At 66.7% G+C, this 14,113-nt stretch carries 15 protein-coding genes; 8 read left to right on the top strand and 7 right to left on the bottom strand.

All coding sequences use genetic code 11. The features are described from left to right. The first annotated feature begins 155 nt into the window (after window positions 1-155). The 3 genes from JMT67_RS04755 to gatA all read left to right on the top strand — a co-directional run bounded on the left by JMT67_RS04755 (window position 156) and on the right by gatA (window position 3,103). Window positions 156-986, top strand: a complete 831-nt coding sequence (locus JMT67_RS04755; RefSeq protein ID WP_201462819.1) for a hypothetical protein — start codon at window positions 156-158, stop codon at window positions 984-986. Window positions 987-1,334: 348 nt separating this feature from the next. Beyond that, window positions 1,335-1,622: an Asp-tRNA(Asn)/Glu-tRNA(Gln) amidotransferase subunit GatC gene (gene gatC, locus JMT67_RS04750; protein ID WP_008261275.1), complete on the top strand. Its 288-nt coding sequence runs from the start codon at window positions 1,335-1,337 to the stop codon at window positions 1,620-1,622. A 2-nt stretch (window positions 1,623-1,624) separates the two neighbouring features. Beyond that, window positions 1,625-3,103 (top strand): Asp-tRNA(Asn)/Glu-tRNA(Gln) amidotransferase subunit GatA, encoded by a 1,479-nt coding sequence (gene gatA, locus JMT67_RS04745; RefSeq protein ID WP_201462818.1) that lies wholly within the window; start codon window positions 1,625-1,627, stop codon window positions 3,101-3,103. Window positions 3,104-3,144: 41 nt separating this feature from the next. Here gatA and JMT67_RS04740 read toward each other — a convergent pair whose 3' ends face one another. Further along, a complete protein-coding gene (locus tag JMT67_RS04740) occupies window positions 3,145-3,528 on the bottom strand; it encodes an endonuclease domain-containing protein (RefSeq protein WP_201462817.1) in 384 nt (127 codons plus the stop codon). A gap of 144 nt (window positions 3,529-3,672) precedes the next feature. After that, on the bottom strand, window positions 3,673-4,020 hold the full coding sequence (locus JMT67_RS04735; protein ID WP_233455798.1) for a hypothetical protein: 348 nt from the start codon (window positions 4,018-4,020) through the stop codon (window positions 3,673-3,675). 97 nt (window positions 4,021-4,117) lie between these two features. On the opposite strand from JMT67_RS04735, the gene gatB reads away from it, so the two are divergent. Further along, on the top strand, window positions 4,118-5,620 hold the full coding sequence (gene gatB / locus JMT67_RS04730; RefSeq protein WP_201462815.1) for an Asp-tRNA(Asn)/Glu-tRNA(Gln) amidotransferase subunit GatB: 1,503 nt from the start codon (window positions 4,118-4,120) through the stop codon (window positions 5,618-5,620). 99 nt (window positions 5,621-5,719) lie between these two features. Here gatB and JMT67_RS04725 read toward each other — a convergent pair whose 3' ends face one another. Beyond that, window positions 5,720-6,307, bottom strand: a complete 588-nt coding sequence (locus JMT67_RS04725) for an RcnB family protein (RefSeq protein ID WP_201462814.1) — start codon at window positions 6,305-6,307, stop codon at window positions 5,720-5,722. A gap of 176 nt (window positions 6,308-6,483) precedes the next feature. On the opposite strand from JMT67_RS04725, the gene JMT67_RS04720 reads away from it, so the two are divergent. Together JMT67_RS04720 and JMT67_RS04715 are read left to right on the top strand one after the other, a co-directional pair. Further along, window positions 6,484-7,209, top strand: a complete 726-nt coding sequence (locus JMT67_RS04720) for a glutathione S-transferase N-terminal domain-containing protein (protein ID WP_201462813.1) — start codon at window positions 6,484-6,486, stop codon at window positions 7,207-7,209. Window positions 7,210-7,381: 172 nt separating this feature from the next. Next, entirely contained in the window at window positions 7,382-7,693 is a 312-nt protein-coding gene (locus tag JMT67_RS04715; protein ID WP_152950594.1) for a sel1 repeat family protein, read from the top strand. Window positions 7,694-7,712: 19 nt separating this feature from the next. Here JMT67_RS04715 and JMT67_RS04710 read toward each other — a convergent pair whose 3' ends face one another. Further along, entirely contained in the window at window positions 7,713-8,474 is a 762-nt protein-coding gene (locus JMT67_RS04710; protein WP_201462812.1) for a polysaccharide biosynthesis/export family protein, read from the bottom strand. 121 nt (window positions 8,475-8,595) lie between these two features. On the opposite strand from JMT67_RS04710, the gene JMT67_RS04705 reads away from it, so the two are divergent. Continuing rightward, window positions 8,596-10,035: a GumC family protein gene (locus tag JMT67_RS04705; RefSeq protein WP_201462811.1), complete on the top strand. Its 1,440-nt coding sequence runs from the start codon at window positions 8,596-8,598 to the stop codon at window positions 10,033-10,035. 65 nt (window positions 10,036-10,100) lie between these two features. Further along, window positions 10,101-10,802: a P-loop NTPase family protein gene (locus JMT67_RS04700; protein ID WP_191559029.1), complete on the top strand. Its 702-nt coding sequence runs from the start codon at window positions 10,101-10,103 to the stop codon at window positions 10,800-10,802. Here the strand turns inward: JMT67_RS04700 and JMT67_RS04695 are convergent. Genes JMT67_RS04695 through JMT67_RS04685 form a run of 3 tightly spaced genes read right to left on the bottom strand, consistent with a single transcriptional unit; the run spans window position 10,799 to window position 14,111 of the window. Next, window positions 10,799-11,728, bottom strand: a complete 930-nt coding sequence (locus JMT67_RS04695; RefSeq protein WP_201462810.1) for a glycosyltransferase family 2 protein — start codon at window positions 11,726-11,728, stop codon at window positions 10,799-10,801. The two genes, JMT67_RS04700 and JMT67_RS04695, sit on opposite strands and share 4 nt — an antisense overlap. Beyond that, complete coding sequence (locus tag JMT67_RS04690) at window positions 11,728-12,669, bottom strand: glycosyltransferase family 2 protein (RefSeq protein ID WP_201462809.1); 942 nt, start codon at window positions 12,667-12,669, stop codon at window positions 11,728-11,730. The genes JMT67_RS04695 and JMT67_RS04690 overlap by 1 nt, the downstream gene beginning before the upstream one ends. After that, entirely contained in the window at window positions 12,666-14,111 is a 1,446-nt protein-coding gene (locus JMT67_RS04685) for a lipopolysaccharide biosynthesis protein (protein ID WP_201463974.1), read from the bottom strand. The genes JMT67_RS04690 and JMT67_RS04685 overlap by 4 nt, the downstream gene beginning before the upstream one ends. Window positions 14,112-14,113: the final 2 nt, after the last annotated feature.

Raw genomic sequence — 14,113 nt, 5'->3', positions numbered from 1 at the left:
GAAACAGCGTCATTCGGACCGCAAGTCTGGTAGCTTCCTCACTTTGCGTTCCCAACCGAGCCTAGCCGTGCGACGCTTCGGTCATGACTAATCGCGCCGTCGTCCTTTCCGAGCCAAACAAGACCGTTCCGGCTTCAATTCCTTCGAAACCGCAAATGGTTGCTGTGACTGTCCAGGCGCCTCCCGAGCCTAAGGACTACGGAGGCATGGCAATTAACGGCGGTATCGGCGTTATGGGCGGCGTGATCGGTGCGTTAGTTGGCGCTTGGGCGGCCTATCACTTCGGATTGAAGGCATCACGCGAAGCCATAAATCGTGCGGAATCTGCACGCGACCGGCAACTCCGGTTCTCTGTGGTGCAGAAGCTGAATAAAATATACTCCGCACAGAAGGAAATTAGGATCTCCTGTGATGAGGCTGTCCATCGTCTGGCCGCTGCTAAGGAGAGAGCAGCCAGAGAAGGGCTCAACTTCCTTGATCATCTATCCATGGAACTTAGGCCGTTCGCTCCGAGCCTAATCCGGCTTTCGTTCTCGCCGGACGAGGTGGCTCAGGTCGGAAAGGGTGGTGACCTCGAAGCGCTCGCTATCATGATGATGCTGGATGACCGCCACAATACTACGGCGGCCCTATTAGATGAGTTTAGAGGCCTCAAAGCTGAGTTCGAGGCCGTGGCTCATCGGGATGGGGAGTTCGACCCCAATCGGGGCTACATGCAATTCCGTTGGTCTCCAGAAGAGTACGCGAAGTATCGCCCTTACCTATTCAAAATGGATAGCCTAACGACCGCTATCCACAAACACAGCGCGTTAGACGAGCAAGACGCATACAAAGCTACGCTTGCAGTAGCGAAAGCCACGGCGAAGGCTGACGGCCCCAAAGTTGATATCCGGATCACGGCGCCAGACGGACGAATCGCACGGGTAACGCCGGGCGGCGTGGAGCTTTTCAATGCGGGTGAGGTGCCACCCTTAGTAACGTCGTGAAGTCCTAAAAGTGGTCTGCGTTGACAGCCAATGAAGTCTGGCGCGGCTCCAAAATTTATCTGCCCACCACGTCGATCTGCAGCGGTGCAAGGCTTTCAGGCTGATTTCGCGTCCCCAACCCATCGGTCTCCCAGGTGGGGTTATAGTGTCGGGTCGTAAACGCGGGTGGCGGGCTGTGAAGAGAATTTGGCAGGTTTAGCGCGTTTGGCAGCTTGTCACCCTGTTTTGCGCCAAGGCGCCCGGCGCCGCCACGGTTGAAGGCGAACACCGGCTCGTTCTTGTGAATCCCCGCCTGTGCCGCTAATCCCGCCCCCTAGACCCCTTTATCGACGTGCATTGGAGGGCCGCATGGCCATCGACGCTGCGACGGTGCGCAAGGTTGCGCATCTCGCCCGCATCAAGACCCCCGAGGATCGGCTGGAGCCGCTGGCCCAGGAGCTGAACGGCATCCTGCAGTGGATCGAGCAGCTGAACGAGGTCGATGTCGACGGCGTCGAGCCCATGACCTCGAACGTCGCCCAGCCCCTGCGCCTGCGCGAGGACGTGGTCACCGACGGCGGCAAGATCGACGCCGTCCTGTCCAACGCCCCGAAGTCCGCCGACGGCTTCTTCGTCGTGCCCAAGGTGGTCGAATAATCATGAGCGACCTGACCAAACTGACCCTGAAGGCCGCCGTCGACGGCCTGAAGGCCAAGGACTTTTCCTCGGCCGAAATCACTCAGGCCTTCCTGACCTCTATCGAGGCCGCCAATCCGACGCTGAACGCCTATGTCGAGGTGACGGCGGACAAGGCCATGGACATGGCCCGCGCCTCCGACGCCCGCATCGCGGCCGGCGAAGCCGGGGTTCTGGAAGGCGCACCGCTGGGGATCAAGGACCTGTTCTGCACCGAGGGCGTCCAGACCACGGCCGGGTCCAACATGCTGCGCGGCTTCGTGCCGCCCTATGAATCCACCGTCACCGCCAATCTGTGGCGCGACGGGGCGGTCATGCTGGGCAAGCTGAACATGGACGAGTTCGCCATGGGCTCGTCCAACGAGACCTCGGCCTTCGGTCCGGTCAAGAATCCGTGGAAATCCACCGGCTCCAACGCCGATCTGACGCCGGGCGGATCCTCGGGCGGTTCGGCCTCGGCCGTCGCCGCCGACCTGTGCCTGGCCGCCACCGCCTCCGACACCGGCGGCTCGATCCGCCAGCCCGCCGCCTTCACCGGCACGGTCGGGATCAAGCCCACCTATGGCCGCGCCAGCCGGTTCGGCATGGTGGCCTTCGCCAGTTCGCTGGACCAGGCCGGCCCGATCACCAAGACGGTCGAGGACGCGGCCCTGCTGCTGCAATCCATGTGCTCGTTCGACGCCAAGGATTCGACCAGTCTGGACGTCCCGACGCCCGACTGGACCGCTTCGGTCGGCCAGTCGGTCAAGGGCCTGCGCATCGGCGTGCCGCGCGAATATGTCGTGGAGGGCATGCCCGCCGAGATCCAGGCCCTGTGGGACCAGGGCGTGGCCTGGCTGAAGGACGCCGGCTGCGAGATCGTGGACATCAGCCTGCCGCACACGAAGTACGCCCTGCCGACCTACTATATCGTCGCCCCGGCCGAGGCCTCGTCCAACCTGGCCCGTTATGACGGCATGCGGTTCGGGCACCGGGCGGATGACTTCAAGTCGCTTGACGACCTCTACGCCGCCTCGCGCGCGGAAGGGTTCGGCAAGGAGGTCCAGCGTCGCCTGACCATCGGCGCCTATGTGCTGTCGGCCGGCTTCTACGACGCCTACTACGTCCGCGCCTTGAAGGTGCGTCGCCGCATCGCCGAGGACTTCGACAATGTCTGGGGCCAGGTGGACGCCATCCTGACCCCCTCGACCCCGTCGGCCGCCTTCGCCCTGGGGGACAAGCAGATCGACCCCCTGACCATGTATCTGAACGACGTCTTCACGGTGACGACCAACCTGGCCGGCCTGCCGGGCCTCTCGGTCCCCGCCGGCGTCGATTCCAACGGCCTTCCGCTCGGCCTTCAGGTCATCGGCAAGGCCCTGGACGAGGCGACCGTCTTCCAGGTCGGCGCGGCCCTGGAACGGGCGGCGGGCTTCACGGCCAAGCCGGGCAAGTGGTGGTGAACTGATCTTCCCCTCTCCCGGAGGGAGAGGGAGGGACCCGCTCAACGCAGTTGAGTGGGAGGGTGAGGGACCGACCTCACCCGTCTCGCATGATCGCGGACCGCATCGGTGATCTGATGCGGCTCCCCCAGGGCCTGAGCATTGGTAAACCTTATGACGACCCACCCCAGCGCTTCGATGTCCAGCTGGCGATAATGGTCGTTCAGCACTACCTTGTCCCGCTCATGGACCGGGCCATCCAGTTCGATGACCAGCCTCAACGCCTCGCAGGCGAAGTCCGCATAGTAGCGATCAATCGGATGCTGCCGACGGAACTTGAACCCGTCGCACCGCCCGCCGCGCAACAGAGACCAGGTGCGTCGTTCCGCCAGACCGGACGTCTGTCTCAGCGTCCGCGCCCGATCTGTTCGCTCTTGTCTCGTCATGGTTGCGGCCCTATCCCCCGGAGGGAGAAGGCGGCCGAAAGGCTTAGGTGAGGGAAGACCATGCTATTGACGGCCGACGTCTTTCCCTCACCCTCCCACGCCTGCGGCGCGGGCCCCTCCCTCTCCCTCCGGGAGAGGGGAAGATCAAGCCGCCGGCAGCGCCTTCAGGTCGGCGTCGATGGCCGCGATCTTCTCGTCGGTGATGGCGCCCTGGGAGTAGGGGGCCAGCTGGCGCAGGGTCATGCCCTTGAACTGGCCATAGGCGGGATGCTTGTCCATGCCGGGCAGGTGCTTCTCCAGCACGGCCTTGGTCGCCGGATCGTTCACCAGGGCCTCGATCGGGCTGTCGATGGTCGGATGGGCGTGATGCTCGGCATGAGCATGGTCTTGGGCCGGGGCCGGGGCCGGAGCCGGAGCCGGGGCGGTCTGGGCCGAGGCGGCGCCGACCAGCAGCAGGGAGGCCGCTGCGGCGGCGAACAGGGTCTTGGACATGGGATTCTCCATTGAGGCGACCGAAGTTGAGCGCGATTTCGCGACACCCTCAAGACAGCCTCTTTCTCGCCGCCGCCGAGGGCGCTAGGACGACCTCATGACCGACACTGTTCCGAACCCGAAAACCATCAAGGGCCGCACCGGCGATTGGGAAATCGTCATGGGGCTGGAGATCCACGCCCAGGTGGCCTCCAAGGCCAAGCTCTTCTCCGGCGCCGCCGTCGGCTTCGGCGCGGGGCCGAACGAACAGGTCTCGCTGGTGGACGCCGGCTTCCCCGGCATGCTGCCGACCCTGAATAAGCACTGCGTCGAACAGGCGGTGAAGACCGGTCTGGGGCTGCGTGCGCAGATCAACAAGCGCAGCCAGTTCGACCGCAAGAACTACTTCTACCCCGACCTGCCGACGGGCTATCAGATCAGCCAGCTCTATTACCCCATCGTGGGTGAGGGCGTGGTCGAGGTGGAGGCCGAGGACGGCAGCTTCTTCAACGTCGGCATCGAGCGGCTGCACCTGGAGCAGGATGCGGGCAAGCTGATCCACGACCTGTCGCCGACCGAGAGCTATGTCGACCTGAACCGGGCCGGCACGGCCCTGATGGAGATCGTCTCGCGCCCCGACCTGCGCACGCCGGAAGAGGCGGTCGCCTATGTCAAAAAGATCCGGACCATTCTGGTCTATCTGGGCACCTGCGACGGCGACATGGAGAAGGGCAACCTCCGCGCCGACGTGAACGTCTCGGTCTGCCGCGCCGGCAACTATGAGAAGTTCAAAGCAACGGGCGATTTCAGCTTCCTGGGCACGCGCTGCGAGATCAAGAACGTCAACTCGTTCCGCTTCATCTCCCAGGCCATCCAGTACGAGGCGCGCCGCCAGATCGAGATCCTCGAGGACGGCGGTTCGATCATCCAGGAAACCCGCCTGTTCGATCCGGTGAAGGGCGAGACGCGGTCGATGCGCTCCAAGGAAGAGGCGCAGGACTACCGCTATTTCCCCGACCCCGATCTGCTGCCGCTGGACCTGGAAGAGGCCTGGATCGCCGAGATCAAGGCGTCCCTGCCCGAACTGCCGGACGACAAGCGCAAACGTCTGATGAGCCAGTACGGCCTGTCCCAGTACGACGCCATCGTGCTGATCTCGGAACAGGCCAAGGCCGACTATTTCGAGGCCGCCGCGAAGGGTCGCGACGCCAAGCTGGTCGCCAACTGGGTGACGAACGAGGTGTCGGCGCGTCTGGCCGCCGACGGCAAGGACTTCAGCGAGAACCCGCTGCCGGCCGCCCATGTGGCCCAGCTGGTCGAACTGATCGAGACCAACGTCATCTCCTCCAAGATCGCCAAGGAGGTGTTCGACCACGTCTGGAACGGCGAAGGCTCGCCGGCCGAGGTGGTGGAGAAGCACGGCCTGAAGCAGGTGACCGACACCGGCGCCATCGAGAAGGCGGTCGACGAGATCATCGCCGCCAATCCGGACAAGGCCGCCGCCGTCGCCGAAAAGCCTCAGGCTCTCGGCTGGTTCGTCGGCCAGGTCATGAAGGCCACGGGCGGCAAGGCCAATCCGGCCGCCGTCAACGACATACTGAAGGCCAAGCTGGGGCTTTGACCTCCGCCTCCGCCCCGTCTGACGGAACCTCTGAAAAAAGGCCCGGAGATCGCTCTCCGGGCCTTCTTCATTCGAACCGCGCTTCAGCCCCGGGTCGGATCAATAGACGTTCGAAAGGACGCTGGCGATCAGACCCGTCGCGACGGCGACCAGCAGAATGTCGCTGCCGGCATGGACGTAGCGATAGCCGTGCGGCGCCGGACGCAGGCCGTAGAAATAGGGGTCGCGGACATAGTAGGTCCGATACCGGGACGGCAGATAGGCGCCGGTCCGCCACCGATAGCCGTAGTAGCGCGGCTCGACGCGGTAGTAGCCGTAGCTGGGGGCGTACCAGTAGCCCGACCGAGGCCCGTTGTAGCCGCGGAACTCGGACCGACCCCGCCACCAGTCGCGATTGTTGCGGTCCCAGCGGTCGTTACGCCAGTCGCGACGATCATCCCGGCGTTCGACGCGATAATCGCGGCGGTCATCGCGGCGATCGTGGCGGTATTCCTGGCGATCCCGGTATTCGCCCTGACGCCAGTCACGTCGATCGTCGCGGCGTTCGTTGCGATAGTCGCGGCGGTCGTCCCGGCGGTCCTGGCGATATTCGCGCCGGTCGTCGCGGCTCTGCGCCTGGGCCATCATCGGAACGGCGGTAGCGGAGAGGGCGAGGGCGACGACGGCGGCCTTGGTAAGGCGTTTCATCAGCGTGCTCCAATCTGGGCCTTCCGCCGAGAGGACGAAAGCACCCGTTAATGACGTCAAAGTCCGGCTTTGCGTCTGAACGCCTCCTGAATGACCGTGTCAGGATTAATCGAGCGGACGTTGCGCAGGCGAGGCTGCCGACCCAGATGTCCGCAAGGCTCAATGGAGATCGTCTAATGAACGCGCCGATCCAGCTCTGGTACTGGCCCACCCCCAATGGGTGGAAGGTCTCCATCGCGCTTGAGGAGATGGGCCTGGCCTATGAGGTCAGGCCTGTGAACATCGGCGTCGGCGAACAGTTCGAGCCGGCCTTCCAGGCGATCAGCCCCAACGGTCGGATGCCGGCCATCGTCGATCCGGACGGACCCGGCGGCGCGCCGATCTCGATCTTCGAATCCGGCGCCATCCTCCAGTACCTGGGAAACAAGTCGGGGCTCTTCTATCCGACCGACGCGCGGGCGCGGGTAGAGGTCGATCAATGGCTGTTCTGGCAGGTCGGCGGCCTCGGGCCGATGGCCGGACAGACCCATCATTTCCGCCAGTATGCTCCGGCCATGATCAAGGATCAGCGTCAGATCGCCTACGGCGTCCGGCGCTATACGAACGAGACCCATCGTCTCTATGGCGTCATGGATCGCCGCCTGCGGGATCGAGACTATCTGGCCGGAGACTATTCCATCGCCGACATGGCCGCCTGGCCCTGGATACTGCCCAGTCTGCAAGGTCAGGATCTGGCCGAGTTCCCCCGTCTGGCGGCGTGGCTTGAGCGGGTCGGCGCCCGGCCGGCTGTCAGGGCGGGCCGAGCGCTTCTGGAAGACCGGCGCGGAAACGCCGGCGGGTCAGGAAAAGCGGCCGAAGCGGCGCGGGCCATCCTCTTCGGCCAGCGGGCGCGCACCGCGTAAACGACAGGTTTCCGAACGATTTCGTATTTATGAATCGGATCTGGAGTATTCATTCTCGCTTTACTGAAAAGTCCTGCGCGGGCTTTCGGCGTTAACTTTAACTTCAAACCAGCGGTATTTGATGCGTCATCAGAGACGGACCCAGAAGGGCGTTCGTTCAGGAGATGTGGTGATGCAAGCGCAAGAAATGGCGCACGACCTGGCGGCCGGCGCGCAGACGGATGAACTGCCCCTGCCGACCGCCGACATGTCGGGCGATGAGCTGTTCAAACTGGGCATGATGTATTCGGCCGGATCGGGCGGTTGTCCGATGGACCGGGTCTCGGCCCATATGATCTTCAACCTTGCGGCCATGAAGGGTTCGATCGAAGCGCGCGTCTATCGCCGCGAGATGAGCCAAGAGATGGACCGCGAAGAAATCGCCGAGGCCCAGAAGGCGGCGCGCCGTTACATCGACACCGGCGTGGTGCGTCTGGTCGCCTGACCGCAGAGACGGTTACGCCTCAGAAGCTGGCGTAACCCGCGCCGTTCGAGCCGTTGATCGAATAGCTGAAGCCGATCGGCATGGCGGCGCGCACCTGGGTGAAGAAGGCGGCGAGTTCGCCCAGGGTCGAACGCGGCACGAAGATGATGTCGCCCCGCCGCAAAGCAACGACCTCGCCCCGCCGGGGACGCAGATCGATCACCCGCATCATGCGCGCGCCGCCCGGGCCGCGCCGGATCAGGGCCGCCCGTTCCGCCTTGCCTGTGGGCAGCAGTCCGCCTGCCTGAATGACGGCCTGGTGTGCGTCCAGGTCACCGACCATTTCGATCACGCCCGGCGTGCGGACCTCGCCGTCCACCCAGACCCGGATGGGTCCGGCCTGGCGCAGGGTCACCTCCACCGTCGGGCGCAGCAGTTGCGACCCATAGGCCGCAGACACCGCCTGTTCCAACTCAGAGAGGCTCCGATCCGCCGCCATGACCTGGCCGATCAGGGGCAGGGCGACACGGCCGTCCGGTCCGACCTTCAGCGTTCGCGTCAGTTCGGCGGCGGTGGGCAGGGCCACCTCGATCTCATCGCCGGGATAAAGCAGATATTCCGGCTCTTCGTCGGTCCAGTCGGCGAAGGGGATGTTGGGAAAATCCCCGCGGCTGGAAGGCTGGATCCTTTGCGCGCGGTCGCTGGGGCGGGGCATTCGGCCCGCAGCCCCGCCGCCGCATGCCGCCAGGGTGGCGGCGGCCGATCCGAGGGCCAGCAGGAACAGTCGGCGATCTGACGTCATGGAATCGGTTGGTCCGCCGGGAAAGAGGATGGATCACAGCCTCGCCCCTTATGGGTAACCGATGGTTAACGCCGGTCAGCGAAAGGTGGCGTCGATCAAGAGTTTCCTGGATTCGCTCGCCATGCGTTCGACGGCCTATGTCACGACCCGACCGCGCTACGGCGTGCTGGACGTCGTCGGACTGCTGTTCCGCGAACTGCTCTTGATGGTCGTCGTCTTCCTGCTGATCTTCGCCTTGGGAGCCGCCGCCGTCTTCACCTTGAAGAAGACCTATACGGCCCAGGGCGCCGTCTTCGCAGGCGTCGGCCAGGAATATGTCTATCAACCCCGCGTGGGCACGGCCGAACGGGGGCAGGCGCCGCAGGGCGACGAGGTGGCGAACTCCGAAGCGGCCATCCTCAGTTCGGGCCAGGTGCGCCAGCGCGTCATCGACGGCTTGGGCCCCCAGGTCATTTTGGGCAGGGCGCCCAAGGGCGCGCCGGAAAAGTCGAAGGCGGCGGCCAGCAAGGTGCTGGGCTCCAGCCTGCACGTCGCGACGGCGCCGGGCAGCGCGGTCATCCGCGTCAGCTACAAGGCGGATGATCCTCAGCAGGCGGCTCGCATCCTGAACAGCGTGATCGATCAGTATCTGGCCTATCGTCGCGAAGTCTTTCAGGACAAGACCCCGGCCATCGCCAGCCAGCGCCTTGCGTTTGAAGAGGATTTGAACGCTGCGGACCGGGCCTATGAGCAGTTTCTGACGTCGAACGACATCGGCGACTTCGCCGCCGCAAAGGCCACCTTGGCCGCGACCTATCAGACTACCTTCGCCGACCGGATGGCGACGCAGAGCCAGTTGAACCAGACCAGCCAGAGGCTGAGCACCTTGGTGGCGCAGCAGGCCAATACGCCGGCCGAGGTCGCCCTGCAGCAGGATCTGAATATCTCGGCCCAGGATCAGGTGCTGCAACTGCGCACAGAACGTCAGCAGCTGCTGTCGCGCTATCAACCCGACGCCCAGCCGGTGAAGGACATCGAGGCGCGGATCGCCCAGCTGCAAGCCTATGTCGCCAGCGGGACGGCGGTCGGGCCTAAGGAGGTTCGTACCGGACCCAACCCGGTCTGGACCGAGCTGGAGACGACCCGAATCAACACCCAGGCCGACCGTGACGCCCTGGCGGCCCGGTTGGCGGCGCTGGATCGGCAGCTCTCGGACATCCGGTCGCGGCAGGCGCGGCTGACGGCTCTGGAGTCCGAGAATGCGACCCTGGCGGGCAATCGCGAGGTCCTGACCGCCAATATCCGCGAGTTCCAGCAGCGCGAAAGCCAGAGCCGAGCGGACAACGCCCTGGTGGCGGCCGGCGCCGACAACGTCACCGTCATCGAGCGGGCCCAGCCGCCGGCGACGGGCAAGAGCCTGAAGGCGCCGGCCCTGGCCGCCGTCTTCCTGTTCGCCGCCTTCACCGCCCTGTGCATCGGCCTGCTGAGGATTTTCACGCGGCGGGGATTTTCGACGCCCGACTCGGTGCGCCGTACTCTGGACGTGCCGGTCCTGGCGGTCGCCCCCGCCAAGGCGCACTAGGTCGGTGGGGCTTGGGCGGGCGGCCATGATACTGTGGCGCGTGGTGGAGCGCGCGTAGCGATTCGATGGTCGATCTGACGTCCGAAATGGCCGGTCTGTGGGCGGCGCTGGGGCCGGCCCCGGCGCATCGCGCCCGGGTGATCCAGTTCGCCGCCGCCACGACCGGCGAAGGCGTCTCGACGGTCACGCGCGAATACGCCCGGCTGGCCGCCGTGCGGGCGCGAAAGCCGGTCTGGTTGGTGGACGGCGATCTGGCGCAGCAAGGGCAGCTTGAAGCCATCGCCGCCGAACCGGACCGGTTCGGGCAGCTGGGCAAGCCGGCCCAGGCCTCGCCCGATGGCTCCAGCTTCTTCGCGGTCACGCCGGCGCCGACGGGGCGAGACGGCAAGCCGGTTCCGCCGGCGCGCCTGCTGACCGCGCGGCCCTGCCTGGGCGGACGGCTGTGGACGACGCGGTTTCACATGGAGGCCCTGCGCTCGGGACACCGCGTCGAGGCGGTGGGAGAGCCGCGCTACTGGGACGCCCTGAGGCCGCACGCCGACACCATCGTCATCGACAGCCCGGCGGCGGACCGCAACGACATGGCGATCATTCTGGCGCCCTTCGTCGACATGACGGTTCTGGTGGTCGCGGCCGGCGGGGCGAGCGCGAGCGCCCCGGTCATCCTGCGCGACGAGATCGAGGCTGTCGGCGGTCGTATCGCCGGGGTGGTCATGAACCGTTCGACCTATAAGCCGCCCAAATTCCTGTCCCGGCTGGCGGGTTAAGCGGCTTTGCGAAGCATGGCCGCGCCGTAGAGCTTCGGCTCGAACCCCTTTGTCCAGAAGACCTTGCCCAAGCCGCGCGCCATGCGGTCCAAGGTTTCGGCGCGGGCGGGGCGGCGGAGCAGGGCGAGGGTCAGGGACGCAAGTCCCCAGACGGCGGCCTGGGCGGCGCCGATCAGCATCCAGCGGGAGACGCCAGGCCAGTCGCGGCGGGCGGCGGCCATCTGGCTGGGGCTCTGGCCATAGGCGAAGGCGCGCAGCAGGGCGTAGTTCAGGGTGGCGCGGTCGGGGGGCGCGAACTCGTCCACCCAGGCGTCGGCGGCCCAGCCGAACCGGCCGCCGCGCGCCTGCAGGGCGGTGAAGAGGCGGTCGTCCTCGCCTCCGGTCTCGTTCATGGCCGTGTCGAAAGGAGCGTCGCCGGGCAGAGCCGTAGCGCGGACCATCAGACTGTTGCCGCAGCCGTGGATCTGGTCGGTCAGGCCGGTCTGGGTCGAGCCGTCGCGGCCAAAGAACCGCTCCAGATAGGCGGTGGTCCAGCCCGTGCCCTCAGGCACGCGGCCCCGGATCGGGCCGAACAGGACGTCGGCGCCGGTCTGGGCCTGGGCCTGCAACAGGGCGGCCAGCCAGCCGGGGGAGGCGGCCTCGTCGTCATCCAGGAAGGCGATCAAGGGGGCGTCCGTGGCGGCCAGGCCGACATTGCGGGCGGTGGCGACGCCGGGGACGGGGGCGTGGGCGTAGGTCAGGGAAACCGGCGCCTCGGCCCGCAGGCGGTCTATCAGGGCGGCGGCCGAACCGTCGGGGTCATTGTCGGCGACGACCACGGCGGCGATCCGGTCCAGCGACCCGACCTGAGCAAAGACCGAGCGCAGGGCCCGCTCCAGCATGACCGGCCGACGCAGGGTGGGAATGACGACGGCGACATTCCGCATCAGATCGTGTCCGCATAGACGGCCGCGCGGTACAGGCGAAGGGCGAAGGCGCGGGTGCGGGTCGGCAACAGGGGCGACAGGGCGGCACCCCTAGCTAGGCGACGGATCAGGGGCAGGGACGGCAGGCGCTTCAGGGCGCGGGCGGCCTTGTAGCTGGGGTAGGTCTGGACGATCTCGGGGTGCAGGGCGACGACGCGGGCGAAGTTGCCGGCGCCCTGGTCGAACTTGCGCGCCAGGTCCGGCACCGTGTCCAGGCCCATATGGGTGGCGGGATTGTCGATGTGGACCACCTGGAACCGGCGGGCGACCCGCATGGCCCATTCGACGTCCTCCCACCCCCAGCCGGTGAAGCCGGGGTCAAAGGATTCGACGGCGAAGACGTCGCGACGCACCAAAAGATTGGAGGTGTAGACGTATTTCTCGGGCGTCCTGGCGCGCTGGGCGGCGCGAACGCACTCGCTGGCGCCGGACAGGGCGCGGTGGACGGCGAAGCGACGGTCGCGCGGCGCCTGCTTCAGCGAAAAGCCGCCGAAGGCCACGGCCGGATCGTCGCGCGCGATCAGCTCGATCCAGGTCTGGAGAAAGCGCGGGCTGTCGGGCTTCATGTCGCTGTCGAGGAACAGCCACGAGCCAGCGCGGGCGGCGATGGTCAGGCGATTGCGACCGCGCGCCCGGCCTTCATTGGCGGACAGGGCGACGAGGCGGGCAGGCAGGGCCAGGGCGTCCAGCGTCGCCTTCAGCCGGGCAGTCAAACCAGGGTCGCCCGTGCCGTCGTCCAGCAGGATCAGTTCGACCCGGCCGGCGATGGCGGCGCCTTCCGTATCCAGCTGGCGCAGCAGGGGCTCCGGATCGTCGCCCAGGAAGGGGATCAGGACCGACAATTCGGGCCCGGCGGCGGCCCAGCCGGGGTTGTCGTGGATATCGGCGCGGGAGCCGCTCATGCCGTCGCGCTCCGTCGGGCCTGGATCAGTCGGTTCAGCACGTCGCGCACTCCGGCGGCGTTGAGCGTCAGCGCCAGGGCCGCATAGACCAGTCCGCCCACGCCCGCGTCCAGCATCAGTTGGATGAAGCCGCCCAGAGGCGGAAGGCGCCAGACCACCAGGGCCATGCCGGTCGAGGCCAGGCCGCAACGGATCAGGGCCTCCCACGGAATGGGCAGGGCGATGGCGCGGCGGCTGATCAGCAGACAGGCGACCAGGCCTATGGCGAAGCTGAGGGCCGTGGCGACGGCGGCGCCCAGCACGCCGAGACGAGGGATCAGGATCAGGTTCAGCCCGATGTTGGCGACGGCGGGGACGGCCATGGTGACCAGCAGCAGGCCGGTCTTCTTGCCCAGGGTGAAGCCGAAACCGAAATAATAGGCGATCAGGCCGGACAGAAAGGCCGAGGCCGCGATCCATGGCGTGACGAGGGTCGCGGCGACGCGCAGCTCGGGGCCGATCATCAGCTCGGCCAGGGGGCGGGCCACCAGGGCCAGGCCGACGGCGGCGGGCAGTCCGATCAGGATCAGGGTCGAACCCTGTTCCAGCGCCGTCTGGCGCAGGGCCTCGCGGCCGCCGCGCTCCAGCGCCATGACCATGGCCGGCGCGCCTGCCGCGCCCAGCCAGATGAACATCAAATCCAGGGTGCGGTTCGCCAGGCTGTAGCTGGCGTGATAGGCGCCGACCGCCGCCGCATCCAGGAAGGCCGCCAACAGGAACCGGTCGGTCGAGGCCAGGAGCAGGGCCAGGGTCAGCGACGCGGCGATGGGATAGCCGTAGGCGGCGTAGGCCTTCAGCCGCGCGCGATCCACGGTTCCGCCGGCCGACTGGCGCAGTTCGCCCGGCAGGATGAAGGGCAGGGCGAAGAGGGGGGCGATCATCAGCCCCAGCATGGGAGAGGCGGCGCCCGCGCCGGCCAGGGCGAACCCGGCCCCGACCAGAAAGCCCAGGACGGCGACGGCCATATCCACCGTGGCGGCCTTGGACACCTCGCCGGCCGCGCGATACCGCTCCTGCGCCAGCTTGGCCAGGTTGCGGATGGGCGCTCCGGCCAAGCCGAAGGCCAGGGCCAGTTTGAAGGCCGGGCTTAGGGGCAGAAGCCAGACGGCGAGGGCGGCGACCGGCGTGAAGACGGCGATGACGGCGAAGGAGGTGCGGTACAGGCTGGCGAAATGGGTCGCCAGGCCGCCCGGCGTGCGCTCGGCCGCCCAGAAGCGGGCCATGGCCGCCTCCAGCCAGCTGAAGCTGACGGTATGGGCCAGGCTGGTGACCGAAAAGGCCAGGGCGTAGCGGCCGAAATCCTCGGGGCTGAGCAGGCGGGTGAAGACGACGATGGTCAGGAAGCCGACCACGCCCTGAACGATCTGGGCCGGCAGATAGCCCCAGACGCCGCGCCAGAACATAC

Source organism: Brevundimonas aurantiaca (assembly GCF_904830995.1).
GTDB lineage: Bacteria > Pseudomonadota > Alphaproteobacteria > Caulobacterales > Caulobacteraceae > Brevundimonas > Brevundimonas aurantiaca.
The sequence above is the reverse complement of the archived record's forward strand: the minus strand, read 5'-3'. Positions and strand labels throughout refer to the sequence as shown.

Coding starts and splice junctions, on each gene's coding strand:
- JMT67_RS04755 (WP_201462819.1), top strand. CDS start 156: ATGGTTGCTGTGACTGTCCAGGCGCCTCCCGAGCCTAAGGACTACGGA.
- gatC (WP_008261275.1), top strand. CDS start 1,335: ATGGCCATCGACGCTGCGACGGTGCGCAAGGTTGCGCATCTCGCCCGC.
- gatA (WP_201462818.1), top strand. CDS start 1,625: ATGAGCGACCTGACCAAACTGACCCTGAAGGCCGCCGTCGACGGCCTG.
- JMT67_RS04740 (WP_201462817.1), bottom strand. CDS start 3,528: ATGACGAGACAAGAGCGAACAGATCGGGCGCGGACGCTGAGACAGACG.
- JMT67_RS04735 (WP_233455798.1), bottom strand. CDS start 4,020: ATGTCCAAGACCCTGTTCGCCGCCGCAGCGGCCTCCCTGCTGCTGGTC.
- gatB (WP_201462815.1), top strand. CDS start 4,118: ATGACCGACACTGTTCCGAACCCGAAAACCATCAAGGGCCGCACCGGC.
- JMT67_RS04725 (WP_201462814.1), bottom strand. CDS start 6,307: ATGAAACGCCTTACCAAGGCCGCCGTCGTCGCCCTCGCCCTCTCCGCT.
- JMT67_RS04720 (WP_201462813.1), top strand. CDS start 6,484: ATGAACGCGCCGATCCAGCTCTGGTACTGGCCCACCCCCAATGGGTGG.
- JMT67_RS04715 (WP_152950594.1), top strand. CDS start 7,382: ATGCAAGCGCAAGAAATGGCGCACGACCTGGCGGCCGGCGCGCAGACG.
- JMT67_RS04710 (WP_201462812.1), bottom strand. CDS start 8,474: ATGACGTCAGATCGCCGACTGTTCCTGCTGGCCCTCGGATCGGCCGCC.
- JMT67_RS04705 (WP_201462811.1), top strand. CDS start 8,596: ATGCGTTCGACGGCCTATGTCACGACCCGACCGCGCTACGGCGTGCTG.
- JMT67_RS04700 (WP_191559029.1), top strand. CDS start 10,101: ATGGTCGATCTGACGTCCGAAATGGCCGGTCTGTGGGCGGCGCTGGGG.
- JMT67_RS04695 (WP_201462810.1), bottom strand. CDS start 11,728: ATGCGGAATGTCGCCGTCGTCATTCCCACCCTGCGTCGGCCGGTCATG.
- JMT67_RS04690 (WP_201462809.1), bottom strand. CDS start 12,669: ATGAGCGGCTCCCGCGCCGATATCCACGACAACCCCGGCTGGGCCGCC.
- JMT67_RS04685 (WP_201463974.1), bottom strand. CDS start 14,111: ATGTTCTGGCGCGGCGTCTGGGGCTATCTGCCGGCCCAGATCGTTCAG.